General features: G+C 45.1%; 14 protein-coding genes. 9 read left to right on the forward strand and 5 right to left on the reverse strand.

Annotated elements, in window-relative coordinates; genetic code table 11:
• The first annotated feature begins 120 nt into the window (after window positions 1–120).
• Window positions 121–2,121 carry a methyl-accepting chemotaxis protein gene (locus MLD56_RS11840; protein WP_029515044.1) on the forward strand — a complete coding sequence of 667 codons (2,001 nt, stop codon included), beginning with the start codon at window positions 121–123 and terminating at the stop codon, window positions 2,119–2,121.
• A gap of 144 nt (window positions 2,122–2,265) precedes the next feature.
• Window positions 2,266–4,827 (forward strand): response regulator, encoded by a 2,562-nt coding sequence (locus MLD56_RS11845; protein WP_029515043.1) that lies wholly within the window; start codon window positions 2,266–2,268, stop codon window positions 4,825–4,827.
• 5 nt (window positions 4,828–4,832) lie between these two features.
• Here MLD56_RS11845 and MLD56_RS11850 read toward each other — a convergent pair whose 3' ends face one another.
• On the reverse strand, window positions 4,833–5,519 hold the full coding sequence (locus tag MLD56_RS11850; RefSeq protein WP_029515042.1) for a response regulator transcription factor: 687 nt from the start codon (window positions 5,517–5,519) through the stop codon (window positions 4,833–4,835).
• 591 nt (window positions 5,520–6,110) lie between these two features.
• On the opposite strand from MLD56_RS11850, the gene ectB reads away from it, so the two are divergent.
• Complete coding sequence (gene ectB / locus MLD56_RS11855; RefSeq protein WP_029515041.1) at window positions 6,111–7,373, forward strand: diaminobutyrate--2-oxoglutarate transaminase; 1,263 nt, start codon at window positions 6,111–6,113, stop codon at window positions 7,371–7,373.
• An 87-nt stretch (window positions 7,374–7,460) separates the two neighbouring features.
• Here ectB and MLD56_RS11860 read toward each other — a convergent pair whose 3' ends face one another.
• From MLD56_RS11860 to MLD56_RS11870, 3 genes are all read right to left on the reverse strand, one after another.
• Window positions 7,461–7,979: an NAD(P)H-dependent oxidoreductase gene (locus MLD56_RS11860; RefSeq protein WP_029515040.1), complete on the reverse strand. Its 519-nt coding sequence runs from the start codon at window positions 7,977–7,979 to the stop codon at window positions 7,461–7,463.
• A gap of 163 nt (window positions 7,980–8,142) precedes the next feature.
• The gene (locus MLD56_RS11865) at window positions 8,143–9,267 is read right to left on the reverse strand and encodes a GGDEF domain-containing protein (RefSeq protein WP_029515039.1); all 1,125 of its coding nucleotides are present in this window, start codon (window positions 9,265–9,267) and stop codon (window positions 8,143–8,145) included.
• A 95-nt stretch (window positions 9,268–9,362) separates the two neighbouring features.
• Window positions 9,363–11,798 (reverse strand): glycoside hydrolase family 94 protein, encoded by a 2,436-nt coding sequence (locus MLD56_RS11870; RefSeq protein ID WP_029515037.1) that lies wholly within the window; start codon window positions 11,796–11,798, stop codon window positions 9,363–9,365.
• 224 nt (window positions 11,799–12,022) lie between these two features.
• Here MLD56_RS11870 and MLD56_RS11875 point away from each other — a divergent pair, with 224 nt between their 5' ends.
• Together MLD56_RS11875 and MLD56_RS11880 are read left to right on the forward strand one after the other, a co-directional pair.
• Complete coding sequence (locus MLD56_RS11875; RefSeq protein WP_029515036.1) at window positions 12,023–12,757, forward strand: thioesterase II family protein; 735 nt, start codon at window positions 12,023–12,025, stop codon at window positions 12,755–12,757.
• 19 nt (window positions 12,758–12,776) lie between these two features.
• The gene (locus MLD56_RS11880) at window positions 12,777–13,631 is read left to right on the forward strand and encodes a sugar phosphate isomerase/epimerase family protein (RefSeq protein WP_029515034.1); all 855 of its coding nucleotides are present in this window, start codon (window positions 12,777–12,779) and stop codon (window positions 13,629–13,631) included.
• 93 nt (window positions 13,632–13,724) lie between these two features.
• Here the strand turns inward: MLD56_RS11880 and MLD56_RS11885 are convergent, their stop codons facing one another.
• On the reverse strand, window positions 13,725–14,093 hold the full coding sequence (locus MLD56_RS11885) for a DUF423 domain-containing protein (protein ID WP_029515033.1): 369 nt from the start codon (window positions 14,091–14,093) through the stop codon (window positions 13,725–13,727).
• 276 nt (window positions 14,094–14,369) lie between these two features.
• On the opposite strand from MLD56_RS11885, the gene MLD56_RS11890 reads away from it, so the two are divergent.
• The 4 genes from MLD56_RS11890 (at window position 14,370) to MLD56_RS11905 (ending at window position 21,157) form a co-directional block, all read left to right on the forward strand.
• Window positions 14,370–17,357: a glycoside hydrolase family 48 protein gene (locus MLD56_RS11890; RefSeq protein ID WP_029515031.1), complete on the forward strand. Its 2,988-nt coding sequence runs from the start codon at window positions 14,370–14,372 to the stop codon at window positions 17,355–17,357.
• Window positions 17,358–17,496: 139 nt separating this feature from the next.
• The gene (locus MLD56_RS11895) at window positions 17,497–18,000 is read left to right on the forward strand and encodes a ferritin (protein WP_029515030.1); all 504 of its coding nucleotides are present in this window, start codon (window positions 17,497–17,499) and stop codon (window positions 17,998–18,000) included.
• A 290-nt stretch (window positions 18,001–18,290) separates the two neighbouring features.
• Window positions 18,291–18,839, forward strand: a complete 549-nt coding sequence (locus tag MLD56_RS11900) for a GNAT family N-acetyltransferase (protein ID WP_029515029.1) — start codon at window positions 18,291–18,293, stop codon at window positions 18,837–18,839.
• Window positions 18,840–19,129: 290 nt separating this feature from the next.
• Complete coding sequence (locus MLD56_RS11905; protein ID WP_029515027.1) at window positions 19,130–21,157, forward strand: S9 family peptidase; 2,028 nt, start codon at window positions 19,130–19,132, stop codon at window positions 21,155–21,157.
• Window positions 21,158–21,181: the final 24 nt, after the last annotated feature.

The following is a 21,181-nucleotide window of genomic DNA, read 5'->3' on the forward strand; positions in this document are numbered from 1 at the left end:
TTTTAGCAGCAGATGTGAAAAATGTGAAAGAGAGTCTGTCGGGTGATTGTCGTCATCGGCAAGACGAAGAGGTTCGCTATAGGTTGGGAAATACAGGTAATGAAATGGAGATGTTTATTAATGAAGAAGTTATCGGGGAAAAAGTGGCTAGTCGCAAGGAAGCTCAGCAAAAATTTTAAAACGAAGCTAATGGTCGCCTTTATTGCATTTTTGATTTTACCGTCCATGATCGTGGGGGCTTTGTCGTTTATAAGCGCGAGTCAGCAGATTCGAAACCAGATTGAAGAAAGTGCCGAGCAGGCTATTGTCCGCACTAATTTTATTATTGATAGTACTATTGAACCCAAGGTACATGACGCAGACTATTTTGCAGAAAGACTAAAAGGCAATCGGGTAGAGACGGAGGAACAAGCGGCGAATTTGGAAGAATTCTTTAAGCAATATATTGCACTCCATCCTGAAACAGAATCCATTTATTATGGTACGAAGGACGGCAAATTTACAACCTACCCACAGAAGCAATTACCAGATAATTATGATCCACGAGTCAGACCTTGGTACGATAAAGCGATAAAGGAACAAGCGAAGGCAGCAATTAGTTCTCCTTATCTTTCGGCAAGCTCGAAGCAAATGACGGTTACTGTGTCCAAGGCAACGTCAGATGGATCGGGTGTTATTGGCATTGACCTGAAAATGAGTGGTATTAAAGAGACGTTGAACAATATTAAAGTAGGTCATGAGGGTTATGCCATATTGCTGGACAACAACCATACTTACATTGTTCATCCGACGAAGGAACCAGGTACCAAAATTACAGATATTGAATCACGCATGTTTCAGAGTGATACTGGTGAATACGAGTATGAGTATGAGGGCCAGCTCAAATATATGAACTATGCGACTAACAAGCTGACTGGCTGGAAGATAGGCGGAACGCTGTATTTGTCTGAAGTCGATGATGCAGCAGGACCGATTTTGATCAGCACTTTACTAACCATTGTCGGTTGTCTTGTGATTGGTATTATCATTGTTTATTTCCTGATCCGTTCCATCATCAAACCGATTTTAAAGTTAAAAGAACAAGCGGTAAATGTGAGCGCCGGAGATCTCACACAGGACATTCAAGTAAAGAGCGAGGACGAGATCGGAGAATTAGGAGTGGCTTTTCAAAATATGCAGAATAACTTGCGATCTGTCATTCAGAACGTAGGGAACAGTGCAGATCATGTCACAATTTCTTCCAATGAACTGACAATAAGCGCGGAACAAACCAGTGCTGCAAGTGAGCAGGTGTCCCAGGCTGTACAAGAAATTGCCAGTGGTGCAGAGAAGCAGACTACAGGGCTGGAAAATAATTCGGTGGCCCTGGATGAAATTGCACAAGGGATCACCCAAATTGCTGAACGATCGATTTCGGTAGCTGATTTGGCCAAACGATCTGCCTTGCAAGCCGAGGAAGGACGAAAGTCTGTTGAGCAGACAGGCGAGCAAATGAATTCCATTCATCAATCAGTAGAGCGTTCCAACCAGATGATTCAAACCTTGCAAGCCCGCTCTCATGAAATCGGTGAAATTACGAAGGTTATCGGCGATATCTCCAATCAGACAAACCTGCTGGCATTGAATGCAGCTATTGAGGCAGCCAGAGCGGGCGATCATGGAAAAGGCTTTGCCGTCGTTGCTGATGAGGTGCGTAAGCTGGCAGAGCAGTCTCAGACATCCGCCACACAGATTGCCACCTTGATTGCCGAAATTCAGCATGAAACCGAAACAACAGTGAAGACGATGGACAGGGTCACGACTGAGGTGCAGGATGGACTACAGATTTCCAAAGCAACCATTGTCAAGCTGGGTTATGCGATGGAAGGCATTCGAGAGACAACACCTCAGGTAGAGGAGGTCGCTGCGATTGCAGAGCAAATATCAGCCAGTGTACAAGAAATCGCAGCGACAGCCAACGAGCTGGCGACGATTGCAACCGGTAATGCCGCCACATCTGAGGAAGTTGCTGCCTCCTCCCAAGAGCAACTGGCTTCCATGGAGGAAATATCAGCTTCAGCACAGTTGCTTTCGACGATGGCTGCTGATTTGAAGATGATGATCAGTCGTTTCAAATATTAAAACGAGCTTGAACCTTATGGAATCTATAGTACAATGAATGCTCGGGACAGTTCTTTAAGCCTTATGGCATAAGGAATCTGTCCTGAGTTTTTTTGTGTTTTTGATATATTATAAAAAATGGAAGATTATAGGGGGGGTGAACACTTGGTTCGAGATTTAGTGCTATGTGCTATCGTGATTTTATTGTTAGTTTTGGTTTTTCAGCGTCAACTTGTTCGCCAGGCGATCACAGGTGTATTTTATGGAGGAGCGGGAATTTTGTTCTTATGTTTTGGCATAAGCGATAAAACACCGTTGACCTGCGTGCTAGAGTTAGGGATGGGTATAATGTTCATGACTCTGTTTGTGCACACTTTAACCACCGCTAAGTATACATATGGACAACGCTTGTTAAACAAAGACCGTGATCTGCTGAATTTACTAGGTGTTCAACCTGGCTTTACCTTCAAGCTGGAGAAAAGCGGTAATGAATTTTATTATAGGCTGCTTGAAGGTGAATTGCTGGAGCGCGTGGGTCTGAATATGCAAGTCAACTACAATAAAAGGGAGCATGTGAAGCGTCTTGGGGACATTTTGGAGCTTTCCTCTGAAACGATGGAGCAGCTTTGCCAATACTACAAACAGGCCTGGTTCGGTGATCGGACCGTATTTGAATTGGATTTTTGGGAATATTCGGCTCTTATTACCTTACATCCGGTTATGGAGGACGGGATTACTAGGCATGTTATCGGTCACGTGTTGGACATTACGGAGTATAAAGCCTCAGAGCAGAAAAGAAAGGAGATGGACGAGGCTAACCGTGCGAAAAGCATTTTTTTGGCTCATATGAGTCACGAAATCCGCACCCCGCTGAATGGAATCATCGGTCTGTCAAAGCTGTTAAATAAGACTGAACTGACTGCCGTTCAAAGAGATTACCTCCACAAGCTTCTCACTTCCTCTCGTACCCTTTCATCCATGCTCAGTAACGTATTGGACTTTTCCAAAATGGAAGCCGGCAGTCTGGAACTGGAAAAGGTAGAATTCGAGCCGGAAAAAATGCTTCGGCATCTCGCAGATACCGTTGGAACTTTGCTAGAAGATAAGGAAATAGAGGTCGTATTTATAACGGACCCGGCGTTACCGAAAAGCTTTAAGGGAGACCCGCTTCGAATGGAGCAGGTGCTTTCAAATCTTCTGACCAACGCCATCAAGTTTACGGATCAGGGACATGTATTGTTACAGGTAAAAATGCTAAGTCAGCAGGAAGGGCGAGTAGGCGTTTCTTTTATGGTAGAAGATACGGGCATAGGAATTTCCGAGACGTGTATGGACAAGCTATTCGTCCCTTTTATCCAGGCGAGTACATCAACCAGCCGCAGATATGGGGGCTCTGGGCTGGGTTTGGCCATTAGCAAGCATTTGGCTGAAGCTATGGGGGGGAAAGTAGAGGTGAAAAGCCGATTAGGAGAGTACAGTCAATTTCACTTTAATGTCGAGCTGGAAACTGGGGAATTGAATGCAGGAAGTACACGAATAGAAAAACAAATCAAAGGCAAAGCCTTAATTGTTACGCAGCATGAACTGGTGAGATACAGCTTGAACGAACTACTGCAAGACTTGGGATTAAAACCTTTCACTATTTCATCCTTCCAAGAAAGTGTGGATGCTTTTCAAAAGGGTGAGCATTTTGATTATGTTATCATTGATATGGGGATGGAAGGTTTGAGAGAACTGGACTCCCGGAGGCAGTGGCTTCAAATGCTGGATAAGCAGATAACTCAGATCATTGGACTTACAACCGTGTTTCAGATGGAAAAAATAGCTGCAGGGGACATGGATCATAGTGTGGATGCCTTTTTGTCCAAGCCCGTTACCCGGAACGCTCTGCTGGAGGTTCTCTGCTGGAAGAAGGAAGATTCAGTGCCTGCAGATGGTAATACTCTGGAGACTCATGCGACGATGAGTTCCCGCAATGAGATAGGGGATACAACACAAAAGTATCAAATTCTCATAGCAGAGGATAACGAAATTAACCAGGTGGTGATTACCGAGTTTTTAGCAGAGCGTAACTTTGAGGTAACGATGGTCACAAACGGAAGGGAACTAATAGCGTTACTTGAACTGCGTTACTGGGATATGGTGCTGCTTGATTTGCATATGCCAGAGATGGATGGTTTTGAGACGGCGAGACATATTCGGAGAAACAAAGCTTTTAACAGGCTTCCCATTATCGCTTTTACCGCTGATGCTGTGCAGCATGAACAGGAAGTTTGTCTTCGTGCCGGTATTAATGCCGTGTTGCTCAAGCCTGTCCATGAACTGACCGCTGCTAGAGTGTTAACTAGCTGGATTAATTTAGCGTGGCTGCAAGATTTACATGGTATTCACGCTGAGCAGTCGATAGCAGGTATGGATGGCAAGGTGTATATTTTTCAATTTGCCCTTTACAAATGGATACAGGAATACCAGTATCTCGATAAAAGAGTTGTGAGAAAAATGGACAATGGACAGTTATCTTCTGCTCTTCGATTAATCCACTCGCTTAAGGGAGGAACGGGGAACCTGTGCGCGCCTGAGTTGCTGGCAAAGGTTATAGAGCTGGAAAAGGCATTGAAGCGCAGCAATGAAACCTCAACAGGAGAACTGTATCCAGACTGGAAAGAGCATCTGAGCGCGGTTCAGAAGGATATTAACCAAATCAAGTCATCACTTCCTTGGAGCTGACCGTGTTATTGCATAAATTTGTAGCCGATTCCCCAGATGGTCTTAATCAATTGCGGTTTCTTAGGGTCTTTTTCGATTTTTCTGCGTAAATGGTTAATATGTACGTCCACGGCCCTCTCGTTAATAAAGGAGTCTGTGCCACGGAGAGCCTGAATTAAAGCATACCTGCTGAATACAATTCCTCGGTTCAAATAAAAAAGCTTCATAAGCTCAAATTCTGAATATGTTGTCTCCACATTTTGTCCGTTAACGGTAATCATTCTTCTCGCTAGATCCAAAGTAATGCCCGTTTCAGGTTCAGGTGCTCTGCCACTTCCTTGTAAGCGCGTGATTTCAATACGACGAAAAAGAGCCTCCATCCGTGCTTTTAGCTCTTGCATACTAAAAGGCTTGCAAATATAATCATCTGCTCCCAACGTAAGTGTACGAATGCGCTCTGATATGTTGTTTTCTGTAGAAATCACGATGATGGGGACGTCCGTATGCTTGCGTATCAGTGGGCAGGGATTCACGCCATCCAAATCTGGAAGCAGCAGATCCAGCAAAATAATATCGGGCTGTACGACCTTAAGCCTTGCAATACCCTCAGACGCTTGTTCCACTCGAGTAACGTTGTAGTCTTCTCCTGTTAAATACAAGGAAAGGGTATCTCCCAGCATATTGTCATCTTCAATAATCAAAACATTAGACATGATCATATTTCCTTATCTTTCTATCAAATTCGAGCCAAATAGTTAGGATAACTGCAATGTTTACAACAAGTTTTGACAGGTTCTGTTGATAGAGTAAACTCCTTTGGACAGTCTGTCAAAAGATCAGGTTTGTTGTGACAATCCTGTGGACAATTAGTCCAGATGTATATCTATTTGATATGGAAATGTACTATTTTTGAGATTTATCACTATAATACGACATTTTTCGTTTTATTTTAACAATATACTACAAGCCGCTGATGATAAATTACAAAAATTTAACAAAACACCTCAGAAACATGCATTGACTTAAATGAAAATTATGGTATTTTATTACATAGGAGTTGACATCCTCTGATAGGCCTCTTAGAAAAACCCACTATTTAATCTTCTACTAATCTACTCTCATGTGCTATCTCTGTATTTAATTTTAGTACTTTAATTGTTCTTGTAATCGTACTCATGATTCTTTGGTGTGGATATCCCATTGTGAATTCAGACTGTCTTCTCATTTAGATTACATATTTACACTTTTTTTGCTTTCCATGCTTGTATGTTTTTAAAATCAGGTCAGCGGGAGGACGAGAGATCATGAACACATTCGAAGCGCTGGAGTCCAATGTAAGATCCTATTGCAGAAGTTTTCCAGTTGTATTCAACAAAGCTAAAAACGATGTACTGTACACGGAGACAGGCAAGGGTTACATTGACTTTTTTGCCGGGGCAGGGGCTTTGAACTATGGGCATAATAATGATTTTATGAAAAACCGGTTATTGGATTATTTGACATCCGATCGGATTATGCATGGTCTGGATATGTACACGACGGCCAAGCAAGAGTTTATGGAGTCTTTTTCAGAGCGTATTCTCCAGCCCAAGGGCTTGAATTATAAGCTGCAATTTTGCGGACCGACCGGAACCAATGCGGTGGAAGCAGCACTGAAACTTGCACGCAAGGTGAAAAACAGAAATGGTATTTTTGCCTTTATGGGTGCGTTCCACGGAATGTCGCTGGGTAGTTTATCGATTACCAGCAACACCTCCATGCGAGAGAGCGCAGGGGTTCCCCTGAACAATGTTACCTTTATACCTTATAACAGCACATTTAACGGAATGGATACCATTTTGTATATGGAGCAGCTTTTAACAGACACCCATTCAGGTGTGGAAAAGCCTGCCGCGATCATTTTGGAAACGGTACAGGCTGAAGGCGGCATTCATATTGCAGATACCGAATGGCTGCGTGATTTGCGACAGTTGTGCGATGATCATGATATTTTGCTTATTGTGGACGATATTCAAGTCGGTTGCGGTCGAGTTGGTTCGTTCTTCTCATTCGAGCGGGCGGGAATCGTTCCTGATATGGTTGTTTTGTCCAAGTCGATCAGTGGATACGGTTTGCCCATGTCTCTATTGCTGCTCAAGCCAGAATTGGATATATGGAGTCCAGGTGAGCATAACGGCACCTTCCGTGGAAATCAGCTTGCTTTCGTCGGGGCAAAGGCGGCGCTTGAGTTCAGAGATACGGTAGGGCTGGAAGCACAAGTGAAGGAAAAAGAGGCTTTTGTTCAGCAGTTCTTGCGTGAACAAATCCAATCCATAGATCCTCTTATTGAAATTCGCGGCATGGGATTGATCTGGGGGATTGATGTATCTCATCTGGGAGAAGCGTTCGCCAAGGAGGTAACGACTCTCTGCTTTAGTAGGGGACTCATTGTTGAGCGTGCTGGGCGTAACGATACAGTAATTAAAATTATGCCAGCGTTAACGATAAGCTTGGAAAACTTGCGTAAGGGCTGCGACATTATTAAAGAAAGCATGGCACAGGTAACCAGTACCTTGGTTACGATGTAATCAATCAGTAAAGCCCCTTGGTTGGAGCTGCCGTCTGCTGTAAAGCAGGTATGACAGGCGCCGTCCAAGGGGCTTTCTAGTAAAAAATTAAGAAATAACTGTTTGCGCGTATTTTTGTGCGGATTGGTCTAGTTGCTCATCGGTCAGTACTGCAGCACCATATTGTACGAAATAAGGGAGCAATTTGACACCAATCATATGGCCTGTAGCTTCCAGAGGTCTCAGTAGCTCTTCGATCGTATACCTATTCCGTCCGTCATGTTGATAGTTTTCCTCAACACTGGCAGCAGACAAGGCAATCAACAACTCTTTGCCCTGTAGCTTGCCACCTTCGCTCCCATAAGCCCAGCCGTAGGTTAGAACCTTATCCAGCCATTTTTTCAGTAGGGAAGGAGTGCTGTACCAGTAAAAAGGAAATTGCAGAACGATACGGTCATGCTGCTCTAGCAGTTCCTGCTCCTGGGCGACATTGATTTGCTCATCCGGATATACTTCATACAGGTTGTGAACGGTCACGCCGGATTGTTTCTTGAGTTCTTGCACCCATCTTTTGTTAATTCGAGATTCCGCAAGATCAGGGTGAACGACAATAACGAGGGTTGGCATACAAAAATCATCTCCTTAGACTTATTTTTAGTAAGTAAATAACCAATACATATGTAACTATTTTAGTTTCAACTTATGGAGTTGTCAACTCTATTACATTTTAAGCTCTATATACAAGAAAACTCCGGCAAGCCGGAGTCTCATCAAATGAAGCGTTTTTACATTAAGCGGTATGATTAAGAGCAACAATTTTGTTTTTCCCGGAGCGCTTGGCTTGATACAAATAGTTGTCTGTCTCCTGGAAAAATACATCTTTGTCTTTGTTCATATCCTCGGTATAGCCTTTTAATCCAATGCTAACGGTTACGGAAACGATTTGCATTTTCTCCTGAAAGGTCATATTCTCTACTTCACGCCGGATATTCTCAACGATCTGATAGGCTTCCTCAGAAGTATGCTCAAACATCAAAATAGCAAATTCTTCACCGCCATAGCGGGCCGGAATGTCATTCGCTGTAATTTGCTCTGTAATGATTTGAGAGATGCCTTCCAAAATTTTATCACCGAACTGATGTCCGTAATTGTCATTGATTTTCTTGAAATTATCAATATCCACTAACGCCAGATGGATGATCGCTCCTTGTTCAGCATATTCGAGTGCTTTTTCATAAAAGTTTTGAAAGGACAAATGATTGTACAGCTTTGTCAAACCATCAGTCATTGACATTTTGCTGATAATCGCATTACTGATCATTAATTCCTGTTGGGCACGCTTTGTTTTATACAAATCCACTAACAAATCGCGGCCGCTGGCCTGAATAATGAGAGCAAGAAAGGTGGACATAATCAAAAAGGTTGGAATCGCCACAATATCAAAGTCTGACAAATAGCTGCGGAATGATCCATCTGCTGCCAGCAACAGAAAAAAGACGACCACTTGCAATACAAAGGAAAGCCATATTAAGCGACGATTGAAGAACAGAATAGAAGAGAAAATAGGCAACAAACATAGCGCAGGAATAATCCGGATATCATAATTTAGGCGAATAATCATCCAGCAAATGACGGTGCTTGCCATAAACAGGATCGCAAAAGAATACCTGTTAAATTTAAAATGAGCCAACTCTGCCAGTAAGTTGGAACCACTCATGATTAGCGTAGGAACAATCAGGGTTCCGACGTAAAATTCATAAGGCGAAGCGGCGTAATCAAGAAATAAGTAGCTGCCCAGCTGGACGATAAAATGTACAGCTATAATCATCCAATACAGTAATAACATTTTGCGTACCCAGTGGGCTTGCTTTGTTTTGTAATCCATGGTTTGAGTAAGCCGTTTTGTCTTGTTCATGATGTCACCACACTTAATGTATCTTTAGCCATTCTCGTATTATAAGATACTATGTGATGAAGTTGAAGCTAATTTTTTTGAAGGCCATGAACTTGTTAGCCTAGTAACACTTTTACTTGGTGGATAGCCCCGTCCGCTGCAACCGGCAGAATATTATTCGTAAGGAGGGTACCGTCTACAGTAACCGTAGCTACACCCTTGGAGACATGCTGTGGATTCGTGATATGGATCACGTAGGTATCGCCACGGAAGACGCGGGTGACTATGAATTCGTCCCAGGCTGTAGGAATGCACGGGTCAATACGCAGACCGTCCCATTCCGGCTGGATACCGAGGATGGATTGAGTAATAGCTATAAAGTTCCATGCCGCTGTACCCGTCAGCCAGGAATTTTTGGCTTCGCCTTCACGAACAGCATCCTTGCCCGCAATCATTTGTGCATACACATACGGCTCGGTGCGGTGAATGTCGCTGATGTCCTCCAGATAGGCAGGTGCAATTTTGCTATATAGCTCAAAAGCGCGATCTCCACGTCCTATTACGGCTTCCGCCATCATAATCCACGGGTTATTGTGGCAGAAAATACCGGCATTTTCCTTATACCCGGGAGGGTAAGATGAGATTTCGCCCAGATTGATGTGGTAACGGGAATAAGATGGATGTTGCAGCACGATGCCGTAGGGAGTTTCCAGTCGATCACGTGTAGAATCGAGAGCTTTATGTGCCAAGCCTTCTTCAACACCAATTCCTGCCATGACACAGAAACCTTGAGGTTCAATGAAAATTTGACCTTCCTCACAATCCTTGCTTCCGATTTTGTCTCCATAATGGTCATACGCACGTAAGAACCATTCCCCGTCAAAACCATGCTCCAATGTAGCTGCTCGCATACGATCCACATGGGCTTGAGCTGTGGACGCTTCTTCATCCAAACCTCTGCGCTTGCAAAGCTCAATAAAATCCGGTCCCGTATATACGAATAGTCCGGCGATAAACACGGATTCAGCTACTCGGCCCTCCAAATTCTGTGTTGTCTGATAGGACTCATCGGGTGTAGCGGAAAAACAATTGAGATTCAGACAATCGTTCCAGTCAGCTCGGCCAATGAGTGGAAGACCATGCGGACCAAGATTATTTATTACATGGTAAAAAGAACGCTTCAAATGTTCAAACAGCGTAGCCGCACGCTCTACATTTCCGTCAAAGGGCACTTGTTCGTCCAGTATGCCAAAGTCTCCCGTTTCTTTGATATACGCTGCGGTACCGACAATAAGCCATAACGGATCGTCGTTAAAGCCACCGCCAACCTCGTGGTTTCCTTTTTTGGTTAACGGTTGGTACTGATGATAAGCTCCGCCGTTTTCAAATTGAGTAGAGGCAATATCGATAATCCGTTCCCGTGCCCGCTCCGGTATTTGGTGGACGAAACCGAGCAAATCTTGATTTGAATCCCGGAAGCCCATACCACGTCCGATACCAGATTCAAAATACGAAGCTGAACGTGACATATTGAATGTAACCATGCATTGATACGGGTTCCATATGTTTACCATTCGGTTCAGCTTGTCGTCGTGGCTTTGAAGGGTGTACTTGGACAGCAGATTGTTCCAATAGGCTCGGAGTTCACTCAAAGCTTGTTTTACATCGGCTTCATCCGCAAACTGCGCAATCATGGCATGTGCCTGTTTTTTATTAATAACACCGTGGGACTCCCATTTCTCTTCCTCGGGATTTTCCACATAACCGAGTATAAAGTTACAGCTTGTTTCTTTGCCTGGCTCCAGCGTGATCTCAATGCAATGTGATCCGACAGGGGACCATCCGCTGGCAATAGAGTTCGAGGCTTGCCCAGCGGCGACCGTTTGAGGCTGATCTAATCCGTTGTAGAGTCCCAGAAAAGCTTCACGATCTGTATCATAACCCGCTAGCGGACGATTAGCAGAGAAAAAAGCATAGTGATTGCGGCGTTCACGGTATTCCGTTTTGTGATAAATGACAGAGTCCTGTATCTCAACCTCGCCCGTGTTCAAGTTGCGCTGGTAGTTGGTCATATCGTCATAGGCGTTCCACAGACAAAATTCCACGAACGAAAAGAGTTTGATCTTTTTGGTTTGTAACGATGTGTTCTGAAGCTTAACCTGATGGACTTCGCCGTCAAAGGATAGGGGTACAAAAGCCAGCTGCGTGGCTCGAATACCGTTGCGTTCTCCCATAATTGAGGTATAACCAAGTCCATGGCGGCATTCATACTGCTCCAGCTCCCGTTTGACCGGCATCCAGCCTGGAGTCCAATAATCCCCATCATCATAAATATAAAAATAACGACCACCGTTATCGACAGGAATATTATTGTACCGGTAACGTGTTAAGCGACGTAAGCGAGCATCACGGTAAAATGCATAGCCGCCACTTGTATTGGAAATCAGTCCAAAAAATCGTTCATTACCTAAATAATTAATCCAAGGATAAGGGGTTTGAGGGGTGTGGATGACATATTCTTGATTGACATCATCGAAGAAACCATACTTCACGGCGCAGAACTCCTCTCGATTTGAAAAAATAAAAGGCCCAATACATGATTATATTCAAACATGAAGCCATTCTTCCTTTAGGAAGACATTTCCCGCTTTATGTAAAATGCGCTTGATTTTCTTAACCTTTCTTCTGGGATTTGCAAAATATTTGAAATGGGTAAATATACCTTTTTATGCTAAAATGAAAAAGTTAGAACTTAGCAAGGCAGGAGGTTGCAAGAATGGCACCTATCACATTATTTTTCATCCCATATGCAGGCGGATCGGCGTCGGTCAGCTTCAAATGGAAAAAGTCGCTACTTCCGCAGATTAAGCTTGTTCCACTGGAATTAGCGGGCAGGGGTATTCGTTCTGGGGAACCGCTAAAGGAAAGCATTGAGGAGATGAGCGAGGATCTGTTGCACAAGATCAGCGAAGAGATAGCCCCCGGCAATCCTTATGCCATATACGGCCACAGTATGGGGACGATGATCTCATTCGAGCTGTACTACAAGCTGGTGGCCGGTGGATATGGCAAGCCTGCTCATCTGTTCGTTTCGGGTGGACGGGCACCGCATGTCCCAAGAAATTCCCCGTGGTTACACGATCTGCCCGCAGATCAGTTCAGGACGCATTTGCAGCGGTACGGTCAGCTTTCGGAAGCGATTTTTGACAATCAGGAATTATACGACTATTTTATGCCCGTGTTAAGAGCGGATTTCAAAGCTGTTGAGTTGTATAAGTACACGGCTAAAGCCGCACTTTTACATTGTCCTATCACCGCTTTGACGGGAATGACCGATAACACGGTGACCTTACAAGATGCGGAGGCATGGGCACAGCATACGGATCAGCAATTTCGTATGTTTACCTTTGAGGGAGGACACTTTTTTATTCATGATGAAGTGGAGCGGATTACGCACATCATCAATGAGACCTTGGAGCAGAGTACGGTAACAAGTAGCATACAAAAATAAAAATAAGAGGTGAATTTTAGTGACAGTAGGTGTATTGGCACATTTGTTTGGCAAGTTGCCTTATCGCGAATTGGCTGCAAAGGTAGGCGCAGCGGGCTTTACTCATGTTCAGCTGGCTCCGTGGAGAGCGATCAGTGATGTGGATTTTAATAAATCGGGTAAGTTCAATCCGGGATTGGCACTGTCTATCGCAGAAGAATTTCGTAAGCATGGTGTTTCCATATCGGTGCTCGGGTGCTATTTGCATTTTTTTGTACAGGATGAGGAATTGCTGCGTGAAAATGTAGAGCGCTTTAAAGAGCTGATCCGATATGCGGGTCTGTTAGGAGCACCCATGGTTGCAGCTGAAGTGGGACGTAATGAGGATGGTACCGCCTATACGGAACGTGACTGGAGAGTTGTAAGGGAAGTAGTGCGTGAATTAGCAGATGAAGCGGAGAAGTGGGGCGTATTCGTAGGATTGGAAGCTGCAAACGATCACTTGGTAGGAACTGCCGTAGAGTTGGCTACCTTTCTGGAGGAAGTGCCCTCTTCACACATCGGTGTTGTGATTGATCCTGGTAATCTGCTGAAAACGGAAAATATGGCGCAGCAGGATGAGATCATTCGGGAAGCTTTCCAACTGCTGGGCCCCCGGATTATCGCTGCGCATGCCAAAGACCGGCGTTTGTCATCGTCGGGTGAAATTGAGACGGTGCCGCCGGGTTTTGGAGACATGAACTATGGCCTCTACATGGAACTGCTGGAGCAGTACAAGCCGGGAGTTCATATTATTATGGAAGCTGCTCAGGAGCATGAGATGGCTGAATCCAGACGTTATATCGAAGGACACCGGATAGCCGCTCAGAAAGCGCAACAAGTGCAGACGAAATAATGTATTCTTTCATAATACTCAGGAATGCTACGTTAATAATTTGAGAGACTTGGAAGCGCCTCCTTTTCCAAGTCTCTGTTTCGTTACCCTTGTTTAACCCTGCACAACCGCCACGATCACAATGACCCAGCTTGCCAAAAAAGCCAACCCGCCAAATGGGGTGATTGCTCCAAGCTTTTTCACACCGGATACACTAAGGGCATACAGACTGCCGGAAAACAGGAGAATACCCACCAGCATAACCCAGCCTGCGGTTACGATGAGAGAAGAATGGACAAGTCTGTCAGCAAGAACTCCAAGCAGCAGCAAACCCAGTCCATGAGCGATTTGATATTGAATTCCTGTCTGGAATATGCTCATCATGTCTGCGGAAAGTCTCTTTTTCAATGCGTGTGCGCCGAACGCTCCAAGCGCTACGGCTAAAAACATCACGATACAACCAAGCAATAGCAAAATTTTCATGTTTTAACGCCTCCCTGTGAAATAGTACCGATTCCAATTGATTTCGTCAATTTTCCTTGTGAAACTCTAAACATATATAATTTTTCGACTCTCATTTGGCGCCTAGTGTGGTATATTTTTTCCAGGGCCAATGCGAAGCATTTGGAGCAATAGACAGCGTGTCCTCCACCTTTTTTATGGGAAAGTGAGGTGATGGTGCTGTCTTTTTGTGCTGTCATTTTTCGGAATAAAATCTTGTGTAAAGTCAAAATTGATAATGGAGAGGATGAATGCAAAGTGATCAGCAGAAAATCCGTGTTCAGGAAATCTGTCTCTATGGTCATGTCAGCTATTTTGGTACTTCCGTTAACCTTGGGCTTATTTCAGGCAGAACCCGACCGTGCATCAGCTACAACACCGGAATCGACACGCTTTCTACAATTGTATAAACAGCTGAAGGATCCGGCTAGCGGATACTTTTCAAAAGAAGGCATACCTTATCATTCCGTTGAAACGCTCATGAGCGAGGCTCCGGATTACGGACACTTAACGACTTCGGAAGCGTACAGCTACTGGATGTGGCTGGAAGTACTGTATGGTCATTATACCGGGGATTGGGGGCATTTGGAATCCGCGTGGGACAACATGGAGAAATATATCATTCCTGTTAATGAAGGCGACGGTAAGGAAGAGCAACCGACAATGAGTAACTATAACCCGAACAGCCCCGCCACTTATGCAGCAGAATATTCGCAGCCGGATCAGTACCCAAGCCGCCTAAGTGGTCAGTATGGTGCTGGCAAGGATCCACTGGACTCTGAGCTGAAGGCAACCTATGGCAACAACCAGACTTATCTGATGCACTGGTTGTTGGACGTGGATAATTGGTACGGTTTCGGAAATCTTCTGAATCCGTCGCATACAGCAGCCTATGTAAACACCTTCCAGCGCGGGGAACAGGAATCGGTCTGGGAGGTTGTACCACATCCATCGCAAGACAATCAAAAGTTTGGCAAGCCTAATGAAGGCTTTATGAGCTTGTTCACCAAGGAAAATAATGCCCCGGCTCAGCAATGGCGTTACACGAATGCCACCGATGCAGATGCACGGGCAGTTCAAGCGATGTACTGGGCTAAGGAATTGGGATATGACAACTCCGTATATTTGGATAAAGCCAAAAAGATGGGAGACTTTTTGCGTTACGGCATGTACGATAAATACTTCCAGAAAACCGGAAGCGCTTCCAATGGAAGTCCAATTGCTGGTACGGGCAAGGATGCCAGTCTTTATCTGATGGCATGGTATACATCCTGGGGCGGCGGACTTGGCCAAAGCGGCAACTGGGCTTGGCGTATTGGTGCCAGCCATGCACATCAGGGCTACCAAAATGTCGTCGCAGCATATGCGTTGTCCAACCAAGATGGTGGATTAATACCGAATTCACCAACGGCGGGACAGGATTGGGCGACCTCGCTGAAGCGCCAACTGGAGTTTTATACTTGGCTGCAATCCGATGAGGGGGCCATTGCAGGCGGAGCGACGAATAGCTGGGATGGTGCCTACAAGGCTTATCCATCTGGCACAAGCACCTTTTATGGCATGGCTTATACAGGGGCTCCTGTATATAACGATCCACCGTCGAACAACTGGTTCGGGATGCAGGCTTGGCCTGTCGAGCGAGTTGCCGAGCTGTACTACATTTTAGCCAAGAAAGGGGATACTTCGTCCGAGCAGTTTAAAATGGCTAAACAAGTGACGGAAAACTGGATCGCATGGTCCAAGAACTATGTATTTGCCAACGAACGGCCTGTGACTGACGTGCAGGGATATTATTTGGATGCACAAGGCAAGCGTATTCTGGGTGGCAAAAATCCGAAAGTGGCTACTACAGCAGCTAAAGGCGAATTCTGGCTGCCGAGCAATCTGGAGTGGAGTGGAAAGCCTGAAACCTGGAGCGGATTTGCCAATCATAAAGGGAATACCAATCTCCATGTGGTAACAAAGAATCCGGGGCAGGATGCCGGAGTACTGGGCAGCTATGTTAAAGCACTTACTTTCTTTGCTGCTGGAACGAAAGCTGAAAAAGGAGACTATTCCGAGTTAGGCAAGGAAGCTAAGGATCTGTCTAAAGCTTTGCTTGATGCTGCATGGGGTTATAACGATGGTATAGGTATTACAACGAAGGAAGCTCGCGAGGATTATTATCGTTATTTTACTAAAGAAGTGTATATCCCGAACGGCTGGAGTGGTAAGACTGGACAAGGCAACACGATCCCTGGCACAGACGCTACCGCTTCTGACCCGTCCAAGGGCGGCAATGGTACCTATTCCAGCTATAGCGATATCCGGCCTAATATCACTAAAGATCCGCAATGGTCCTATCTTAAAGATAAATACACGACTTCTTGGAACAATCAGACCAAAAAATGGGATAAAGGTGCTCCAGAATTTACGTATCACCGTTTCTGGTCCCAAGTCGATATGGCAACGGCTTATGCTGAGTATGACCGTCTCATTAACGGTAGTGGCCCAACCGAGCCGACAGCTCCCAAAGCTCCGGCAAATGTGAAGGCAAACGCAGGGGATGCTCAGGTTACACTCACTTGGAGCAAAGCGACGGGTGCCGATAGCTATACGGTCAAGCGCTCGACAACCAGTGGTGGTCCTTATACCACAGTAGCAACGGTAACAGACAGCACTTACAAGGATACAGGAGTGCTGAATGAAACCACTTATTATTATGTAGCAAATGCAACAAATTCTTTAGGAACCAGCCCGGATTCTGTCGAGGTCAGTGCTAAGCCTACGGCAGCTCCCATTCCAGCAACGGGAGACGTGATTGCCCAATACCGCGTGGGCGACACTAATCCGGGAGATAACCAGATTCGGCCACTGTTCCGTGTTGTAAACAAGGGTAAAGAGGCTGTCGAACTGAAAAATGTTAAGCTGAGATACTACTATACCGTAGATGGCGACAAGTCACAGGAATTCCATTGTGACTATGCACAGTTGGGTAGTAGTAACGTTCAGGGACGTTTTGTGAAACTGGATAAGGCCGTTACAGGTGCAGATTATTATCTGGAGATCTCCTTTGGAGCTGGTGCGGGAAGTCTGGCAGCAGGGGAAAATACAGGAGATATTCAAATTCGCATGAACAAGACGGACTGGAGCGACTATAACGAAAGTGATGATTTTTCCTATGATTCTACCAAGACCTCTTATACGGATTGGGACAAAGCACCTTTGTATATAAACGACAAACGTGTCTGGGGCCTGGAGCCTTGATTGCGAACTGATTGTGGAAATCGCGGGCGGAATGTGAGAGCACTGAACTGGATTCATTTCCGTCCGTTTTTTTGTGATCGGATTCGTGGTACACTATGATCGTTACATCATTACATACATGACCGAGGTGACCTGAGACATGAATGACAATTTGGCACAGGCTCTGAATGAGCAAATGAACTTTGAATTTTACTCCGCTCACGTATATCTGGCGATGGCTGCTTATTGCTCCAGTGAAAGTCTGGATGGGTTTGCAAACTTCTTCCTAGTACAAGCTGAGGAGGAACGGTTTCATGCCATGAAACTGTATAAATACATTAATGACCGTAGAGGACGTGCTACATTGGCTGCATTACCAGAGCCCAAGAACAGCTACGATTCCATGCTGGACGTATTTGAGCATGGCTACAAGCATGAGCAGCAAAACACGCAAAAATTTTATCATTTGGCTGACTTGGCCCTCGATGCACGTGAGCATGCAACGATCCATTTCTTGAAATGGTTTATTGATGAGCAAGTCGAGGAAGAAGCGCTGTTCGACAGTGTTATCCAGAAGCTTAAACGCATTGAAAGAGACAGCAACGCCTTTTATATGCTGGACAGCGAGTTTGCCAAACGCAGCTTTACTGCCCCTGTGGAGTAACACTGCAAACATGTTGTGTTTGAAAATGCCTGAGGCATGGACAGCATTTTATTCGTCAAGAAAGTAAAGGGGCCCGGCTTTCGGGCTTTTTTGCGTTGACTTTGATTTACCGAATGCCCCTCTTTCGAGGGGATATTGTTATTTTAAATGGAGTTATAGAAAAAATTAATTTGTCGCTGGATGGTGAGCATGCTACAGTTATGTTAACTTTTATATCTGATTAAATAGATAGGAATAATTATATAGTGGTTCACGCGTTTTATAAAAACACTATAAGGAGGCGGGTTAGTATGAGTGAAATCTATCGTCTGGCACTCCAAGAGGACGCAGAAAGATTGCAGTATGTGACGTATGAGGCGTATGAAACAATTCGGCAGTTGGGGCTTCGATGGCCTGCCGCTCAGGCAGACGTTGCTCTCATTCAAGAAAATATTAAAAATAATGATTGCTATGTGCTGGAAGTAGACGGTGTCATTCAGGCTACCGTTAGCCATCTCAAAAATAGAGCCCTTAATTTTATAACCGATCTACCGTTTGTGATGTGGTTTGCTGTAGACCCGGCTACCCAGGGCAAAGGATATGGGAAAAAATTGTTGAATTGGGTAGAGCAAACGATTATACGTGATCAGGTGGGAGCTCCTGCAGTAACACTGGCGACTGCAGAAAAGCATCCCTATTTGCTATCCATGTACGAGCGTTGGGGATATGAACGTATCCATGCTTTTGACCATGGAACAGGGGACGGGACGATGCATTTACTGCGTAAAGTGGTGAATCCTGAATTATTCTCCACTTACATTCGTGAAAAAAATGAAGCCGAGACAGCCAACCAAAATTAGACCCGATCAACCGGAACAGACGAAGCCGATTCGTTCGCTGAAAGGGGCTTGGAGCGAATGAATTTTCAGTTATGATTGATGAATAACGTTACCCTCTCTCATGAAATTAACCGAAATAACGGTGTTTTCTGGTCGATAGCGACTGAGAGAGGGGCTTTTTAATTTTGGACAAATTGACAGAAATAAATTAAAAGAGTAACGTAATTGTATAATTATTATAATCACATAAAATTAATCGGATTAATTAAAATTTGAAAATGTGGAATCTGATGATATAAGGAGGGATTTTTTTGGGCGACTCGCAATTTAGCACGACCAAGCGCTGTATAACAGCCGAGGATTTATATCGACTTCACTGGGTTAGCGATCCAGCTATTCATCCTATTAGTGGTGAAATCGCTTACGTAGAACATTATATTAATAAAGAACGGACAGATTATAACTCAGGAATTTGGCTATTATCGTCCGATGGCGCTAGCGCATTACCCTTTACATACGGACCGAAAGATGAAATGCCTGTCTGGTCACCCGACGGATCACAACTAGCTTTTCTCCGTACAACAGACGGCAAGCGCCAGGTATGGATTATTCCAGAACGCGGGGGAGAGGCACGACAGCTTACATACGTAGAGAACAACGTTCGTTCATTAGCCTGGTCTCCTAATGGGACCTGCATATCGTTTGTAGCTAAAACGGCCGAGAACCCGTCAAGCCCGATATCCGATGAAGGAACTCAGGAGACGCAACTTAAGGGACGAGTTGTTAATCGAACGAAAGCTAAATCCGACGGCTATGGACTGTTGGATGATACTCGTGATCACTTGTATGTAACGGATATGACTTCGGGGCACACAGTTCAACTGACTTCCGGCGCTTATGATGTGGCAGAGCCTGTGTGGTCACCGGATGCTCAACGTATTTTATTCGTCGCCAGAATCGCAGAACATTCGAAAGAGGATACGGATTTACGTGAACTAAATGATTTGTTTACGATAACTCCTGCGATTTCAAATGATGATGCCGCAGCACCGCTTAAGCTGACCCATTCTGAACTGCACATCGAGAGTGCTGCTTATTCTCCCGACGGTTCAACGATTGCCTTTTACGGCCATGATCGACATGCCAAAGGCGCTACTCAGACCCGACTGTACACGGTTCCTTCCAGTGGGGGGAAGGCAGTATGCGTTAGTGAGACGCTTGACGCTCACCTTGGTAATGCGGGTATGAGCGACATGCGTTCACATCTTCATATAGGACCGCCACGCTTCAGTGCGGACGGTCAATCCCTGTACACGCTGGTTACACGTGAAGGAAATGTGCACGTATATCAGTTTGCTCTTGATGGAACTTTTAAAATTTTAACGCAAGGAGAACGAGAAATTTACCAATTCGAGCTTACATCGGATGAGCAGCATATCATTGCCGCTTCCACCGATGTAACTTTACCAGGCGATTTGTTCCGGATTGCGATTCATTCAGGAACTGAGGAACGGCTGACACGAGTAAATGATTCTTTGCTTGATGAGATTGAGATTAGTGTGCCTGAGTGCTTTTGGACGGAGGTTGAGGATGGCCGACGGGTGCAGGGATGGGTAATGAAGCCTGCTGGGTTTAAGGAGGGAGTATCCTATCCTGCCATTTTGGAGATACACGGTGGCCCTCATGCCATGTATTCCAATTCTTTTTTTCATGAATTTCAGTTGCTGGCCGCTCAGGGATATACAGTCATCTACACGAATCCCGGAGGAAGTCGAGGGTACGGACAGTCTTTTACCAATGTCGTCCTTAGAGATTACGGCGGACGCGATTACACTGATCTACTGAGCGCAGTGGACGAGGCTATACGCCAGTTCCCATTCATTGATCCGGAAAGGCTGGGTGTAACAGGGGGCAGCTATGGTGGCTTTATGACAAACTGGATTGTTGGCCATACCGATCGTTTCCGCGCAGCTGTAACCCAGCGCTCCATATCTAATTGGCTGTCAATGTATGGAGTGAGCGACATAGGGTACTCGTTTACTGAAGATGAAGTCGGCGGGAATCCGTGGGAGGATTGCGAGCTCTTGTGGAGGCAATCTCCACTGGCTTATGTGCAGCAAATTAACACACCGCTGCTCATATTACATGGGGAGCAGGATCTGCGATGCCCTATAGAGCAGGGAGAACAGCTGTTTACAGCATTGCGTCGCTTGGGGAAACCTACGCAATTTGTCCGTTTTCCAGCTTCAAGTCACGAGCTTTCACGAAAAGGGCACCCGCAGCTTCGCGTGGAACGACTGCAACGCATTACCAATTGGTTTGCCCAACACGAATTATAAGTTAAATCGATTTCTTGTGTTGAT

It is taken from the genome of Paenibacillus peoriae (genome assembly GCF_022531965.1).
Taxonomy (GTDB): Bacteria; Bacillota; Bacilli; order Paenibacillales; family Paenibacillaceae; genus Paenibacillus; species Paenibacillus polymyxa_D.